Raw genomic sequence first — 5,771 nt, 5'->3', positions numbered from 1 at the left:
AACATTTAGCTCACCTCTCTATACCAAAAAAGATCATGGCCAGAGTGCCTGCCATGATCTTTGAGCAAGTATCTGATCACTTCTTGCGATAAGTTTCTGGTAATAAGATAATTGCCACCAGATATATCATTGACACAATAATATAGAAAATATTAGCAGATAGCAAGCCAACTGCCCCCAATATCATGCTCCAGATAACATTTAGGATCGTGTAAAAACCATAGGTCAAAGCCCAGATCACGCCAAAGAGCAAGGTCGACTTTTGGGGATTCATATTTGGTAATTCATGCGGGATATTTAAATAGATCGGATACTGAGAGAACAAGAAGATCCCACTAACAAACAGTAGGCTATAAGCTATGATCGGTGACACTCCTGCAATAAAGATCGCACTTCCGATCGCTAAAATAGCTGCACTTCCCAGTACAAGTAAGATCGGACGGCGTTTTCGTTCGACCTTGATCTTTAACATCAATAACGTTCCGACCATACCACCACCGGAAACGGCACAGATCATCGCACCCGGTTTAAAATCACTGTAAACACTAGCTAAAGTCGGCGGTAAACTGGTCAAAGTCATCACATACAAGAACAAGAAGGCGCCAAATCCTAAAGCAAATTTCCAAACAAATGGATCTTTGATCGCTTTTCCATAACTGTAATCATTTTTAACTTCAGATCCACCTGAGGTCTCAAAATTTTGCGCTTTCAACAGCCAAACGATAAAGAAGAAAATGCTAAAGGACGCTACACAACTCAACGTCAAACGCCAATTATGCGTCATTTTATCGGCAAAAAAGACAAACGCGATTGCCATGATGAAGGCCCCAATATTGTAAGATGCGGTGATAAATGACGAATAAAAGATCTTTTTGTCACGAGAAACAAATCTAACAACGATCGGATTCATATACACCATGACCATCGAACCACCTAGTGCCATGATCATACGAGCAGCAATATATAGCCAATAATTGGGCATCCAGATCGCAATCATTGAAAATGATAATAAGAATAAGGCAAATTGACCGGCGCGCTTGATCCCGAGTTTCATTAAAAATAAAGCAGCTAAGAAATTAGCGACTACACGAGCGATCGTGATCGTATAGTTGACAACTTGACTCAACACTGGTGAAACTTCATGTCCAAAGTAAGTTTGAATGATCTGCGGTCCAAGATTGGAACCGCCGACCCAACTAGCAGCAAATGTAACATATGCAGCAAACAAGGTGAAAAACATTAATATTCCTGTTTTGTGGCTGACTTCTTTCATTTTAGATCCCCTACCATTCTTTGATTGACCGATGCAGCTAACAACAAATAAGTCTGGCGCGCCTGTTTGGACTATACCACCTCACCCTCGACCATCTTGATAGCGCTATCATTTCTGGGTGATTCACTAACATAAAATTATCTTTCAAGAAGTTTTAACTTATGATAAAACCACAATAAAGTGGACACTTTGCTGTTTTTCACCCGAATATACTTTTATTTGTACACCTTTATTCTATCTTTAAAAGTAGGTTTTCGTCTAGTAAAACAACCTCGTTATGTAACCGGATACAATTAGACCGCTGAAAAAGGCCGAGATCTTCTCAGCCTTACATACCTATCACAATATTCTTTGATATATCTCTAAATCTAAATCTTTAAAAACATTGAAAATAACATGTAGCTTAGAGTCAGTTTTGCGCAGAAAATCTTTGACCGTCTGGCTTGCGATCTGAGCGGCACGCTCATTTGGAAAGCCAAATTCACCCGTAGAAATGCAACAAAAAGCTAAACTCTTTAAATTATTATCATGTGCCAGCTTTAAACAATTATAATATGCTTGCGCTAACTGTTCTTCGTATTCTGGTGTCAAGATCTTATTTTTAACGTACGGTCCCGCCACATGTAAAACATATTTGCTGGGCAAATTATATGCCTTAGTCGGTAAGACCTGAGCGACTTTCACAAAGCGTCCGACATTTTGCATGACTTGATAACATTCATTTCGCAGTTGGATCCCCGCAAAAGTATGGATCGCATTATCGATACAATTACAGTTTACGCGGTAACACCCTAGCATCGTTCTATTAGCAGCATTGACGATCGCATCGACTTTAAGTGTTGTGATGTCACCCTACCAAAGATAGATATTGTTAGCGATCGGTGTTAGATCTTTGAGCGTCGTTATTTTCTTTTGAGCTAATACTTCAGTCAAATATGCATCTTGGATCTGCTCAAATTCAGGTGTGATCGGATGCGCTAAGCGTGTATTGAATAATGCTCTTAGCATCTTTTCTTGTTCTCCTTGCGTCTGTGGGATCTTGAATTTGGCTGTTCGTGGATCTTCATTTAATAAGCTTTGGATCAGATAAAGCCGACGTTTAGTTTGGTCCATCAGTGATACCCCCATTCTTATCTAAAGTATATATCACCTTTACCCACTTTAAAATATTTTCAAGCCGATAACGGCCACGATGATCAAAGTAACACAGATCATTTGTTTAGCATTTAGTTTTTCACCATAAACAAGGGATGAACAGTTAACTTTAGTATAGCATTACTGACTGTTATTTTGATAAATTGCAATAATTATACAAAAAGCCAATCGTTTTTTGAATTTACGATTGGTTTTTTGCCTACCAAATACAAGGTAAAAGACTATTTCTTTTTAGACATTCTTCTTTTTATGCAAGGCAGATATGAAAGATACATAAAAACGCTAAACCAAAATCCATTATAGAATTTACCAGTTGTTACTAGGGTTAGTATAGCTCCTATAACACTACTCAATATTATACAAACTAACCAAGATATATACGGATGCTTTTTAATAACGCTAACTAATTTATCGAACATAAAATATCATCCCCTTATCTCGTAGCAACAACTTCACAAAAAAGACCATAGCCCTTTTGAAAATAAATTTCAATCCATCCATTTTTATTCTTATCCCACAAAAAATAAAAAGTATGCTTAATAGCATTTGCAAGAATTCTCTCAGCATCGTACCATAATAAATTTCATGACTTTCATCCCTTATTTTCTAGTTCTTTATACCTTTATTGTAACATCTACTTCACTATTTATGTCGTTCATCAGAGATAGATCTATAACTTTGATATTAAATTGAGTTTTGAACTATCTTTTTCAAGTTTTACTGGTCTTCTTATTATTTGCATTGCACCTCCTTTGAGACACAAAAATTATACTAGAGACAAATTTCAATATAGGTTAAAAATTTTATATTTATTTGACCAGTATGACTAGTTCCTGAAATCAGACAACAGTCCTAGAAGTTTTTTATTTCCAAAATAAGTCATTTAGTGTTACATCCAGTTCTTTACAAATACTGATGCAAAGATTGATCGTGGGATTATAGTCACCTTTTTCGATTGCCGAGATCGTTTGGCGTGAAACACCAACACGATCGGCTAAAGCTTGCTGTGAAAGATCTTTACCCGCACGAGCTGCTTTTAACTTTAAATTCTTCATCTTTCTTCCTCTTCCTTACGATTTAGGTAATTGCGCAAGAGGATCGTTGAGCCCACGATTATTAAGAAAATTCCTAAAAAGAGCATATATATGCTTTGGGAGCGTGTGAAATATTCATCAAAAAAGCCAAATCGATCGCCAAACACACTAAAAAAATTAGATACTCCAGTAACCAAAAAGCACCAACCAGTTAAGTTACTATTTTTAACTTTAACTGAAAAATAAGCATTACGCCAAATAGTATATAAAGCAAACACTAACGTCCCCAACCAAATATTTAGCAAAGCTAAGTCCATTTTTGATAATTGAATAATATCACTATATCTCTCAAACAAATAAATCACCACATTTAATAGCATGATCGTAAAAAAAGCATATTTATATCCCTTATTCGCGATCAATACTTGTCGTTCATCCCGCTCACCTGCGTTTTTCGTCACTACTGACCAATACCCAATAGCTAGTAAAGCAATCAAAACTAGTAAACCTATCAAATCCATCAATCATCACCTTCTTTAGCGTTATCTAAATGATTACGTAAAATGATCGTTGCCCCCATACATAAACAACTAAAACCAACAATTCCAAATTTGATCCCTTCTACGATCTCTGGTCCTCTTCCCCATAGTCCTAGGTGATCAATGACGCTAATTACTACATTGACGATCCCAGTTACGATCATTAAAAATGCAAAACCACTAGTTTTTTTAGATTTGAGTGAAAAATATGCGTGATTCCAAATTGCATAAAGCGTGGCTACTAATATACCACTCCAAATGCTCATTGTGGACGTAAACCTCACTGAAAGTTCTGGAATACCATCAAAAACACTAAGAATGTAAAAAACAGCATTCAAAAGCAAAACTGTTAACAATCCATATCGGCCCCCACGATCCATGATCGCTGTTTGCCGTTCATCATACTCATCATCTTTTTGTAAAAATAGCACTAGTCCTACCATCGCAAAAAACAAAATTACAAATACATTTGCTACCATGATATGTCCTCCTTTTCCACACCCTAATAGTAATTTAAACTAGCAATAATGTCAACTATATTTTACAAAAATAATGTATGAGTTGCATAAGTCATAAAAAAGAGTGCCATCACTGACACTCCATCCCTTATTTACCTAAAACTAATCGTCTAGTATATACTGCTTGTCCTGAATGCATGCTAGCATCATCTAGCGTCGAAATGATCCGCACCGCTCGTGTGACTGGAGGGTCAAAACTCTTATCAATGATCTCATCTAATGTTGTCAGATCTAGTTTTGATAAATAATCCCGACCAAAAGCGACCGTCGCTTGTAGATAATCGACTAACAATTTTTTATCTTTCACTTGAACTTTACGTGCTTGCTCTGGTGTATGGATCCAATCCTGTGTGTCTAAAGGTAGCTCTAAATCAAACTTTTGTACCCATCCCTGACTGGTATAGAGTGGTTCTTTTCCAGCTAATTTTGACAATTGTTGATCGATCATTTTAGCTGTATGCCAAGTCAACCATGTGACCGATTTGATCAGATCGGTCGGCATCGTGTTCAATTGTTCAACATTCATTTGTGCGATCGTCTCTAAAAAACGTTCTTCCGCCCGGTCCAGTGCGTCAACCAACATCTCTACTGTCTGCATGATATTTCCTCACATTCTTAAATCTTTTTTGGCGCCTACAACATCAAACGCTTCCATTTTCTGATCTTAGTTCTAAACGTCATAAAAGGCGCTACTGTATTCACATGAATAAACTTATAGACTTCCCATATCGTTGTTTTAGTCGAATCATCTGCCCATTTTCGCATATGCGGTTCAAATACCTCAGCTTCACTCAATTCATCTAGCATTTGATATATGTCTTGAATATTTCGGTCTAATCGTGTTTTCAATTCTGTTAGTGACAATGGAGCATAGGTTGCAGAAAAATACTGGTAAAGTTCTCCTAATTGATTCCACTTATAGTTCTCAGTTGGTGTTTTTACTGACTTTCCTTGTCTTTCATCAGCTTCCCACTGCAATAACAGCGTTGTCCAGCCTACTTGATAAGCTAGATTTTCTGCTGGCGTGCGCTCCACTTCTTCACAGCGTGCATCTTTTAAGACCTCGGGGATCTCGGCAAATTCCGCAATATACTTAGCATATGTTTTTTGGATCTCAGCTTTTAGTTCTGCTTTGTCATGATAACTTCTCCAACATTTCTGCACAAAATCTAGAAAAAGAAACAGACGGCAATAAATCATCTTCCGTAAAGATACACCTATCTACTTTGGACCATATCAACTGAAATATTTT

The 5,771-nt window shown here is 37.0% G+C and carries 8 protein-coding genes; all 8 read right to left on the bottom strand.

Annotated elements, in window-relative coordinates:
• Positions 1 to 76: 76 nt before the first annotated feature.
• The 8 genes from Q9Q35_RS01615 to Q9Q35_RS01580 all read right to left on the bottom strand — a co-directional run bounded on the left by Q9Q35_RS01615 (position 77) and on the right by Q9Q35_RS01580 (position 5,683).
• Positions 77 to 1,273, bottom strand: a complete 1,197-nt coding sequence (locus tag Q9Q35_RS01615) for an MFS transporter (protein WP_304651840.1) — start codon at positions 1,271 to 1,273, stop codon at positions 77 to 79.
• Positions 1,274 to 1,612: 339 nt separating this feature from the next.
• Positions 1,613 to 2,095 carry a macro domain-containing protein gene (locus Q9Q35_RS01610; protein ID WP_304651841.1) on the bottom strand — a complete coding sequence of 161 codons (483 nt, stop codon included), beginning with the start codon at positions 2,093 to 2,095 and terminating at the stop codon, positions 1,613 to 1,615.
• 30 nt (positions 2,096 to 2,125) lie between these two features.
• Entirely contained in the window at positions 2,126 to 2,386 is a 261-nt protein-coding gene (locus tag Q9Q35_RS01605; protein ID WP_304651839.1) for a hypothetical protein, read from the bottom strand.
• Positions 2,387 to 3,291: 905 nt separating this feature from the next.
• Positions 3,292 to 3,483 (bottom strand): helix-turn-helix transcriptional regulator, encoded by a 192-nt coding sequence (locus Q9Q35_RS01600; RefSeq protein WP_004049360.1) that lies wholly within the window; start codon positions 3,481 to 3,483, stop codon positions 3,292 to 3,294.
• On the bottom strand, positions 3,480 to 3,983 hold the full coding sequence (locus Q9Q35_RS01595) for a hypothetical protein (RefSeq protein ID WP_304651838.1): 504 nt from the start codon (positions 3,981 to 3,983) through the stop codon (positions 3,480 to 3,482). The genes Q9Q35_RS01600 and Q9Q35_RS01595 overlap by 4 nt, the downstream gene beginning before the upstream one ends.
• On the bottom strand, positions 3,983 to 4,480 hold the full coding sequence (locus tag Q9Q35_RS01590; RefSeq protein WP_304651837.1) for a hypothetical protein: 498 nt from the start codon (positions 4,478 to 4,480) through the stop codon (positions 3,983 to 3,985). Before Q9Q35_RS01590 ends, Q9Q35_RS01595 begins: the two co-directional genes overlap by 1 nt.
• Positions 4,481 to 4,607: 127 nt before the next feature.
• Entirely contained in the window at positions 4,608 to 5,117 is a 510-nt protein-coding gene (locus Q9Q35_RS01585; protein WP_304651836.1) for a DinB family protein, read from the bottom strand.
• Positions 5,118 to 5,152: 35 nt separating this feature from the next.
• Positions 5,153 to 5,683: a ClbS/DfsB family four-helix bundle protein gene (locus Q9Q35_RS01580; protein WP_304651835.1), complete on the bottom strand. Its 531-nt coding sequence runs from the start codon at positions 5,681 to 5,683 to the stop codon at positions 5,153 to 5,155.
• Positions 5,684 to 5,771: the final 88 nt, after the last annotated feature.

The sequence above is a fragment of the uncultured Ligilactobacillus sp. genome, from assembly GCF_948826705.1.
GTDB lineage: Bacteria > Bacillota > Bacilli > Lactobacillales > Lactobacillaceae > Ligilactobacillus.
Note: the sequence above shows the minus strand (reverse complement) of the source record. Positions and strands in the feature narration are given on the sequence as shown.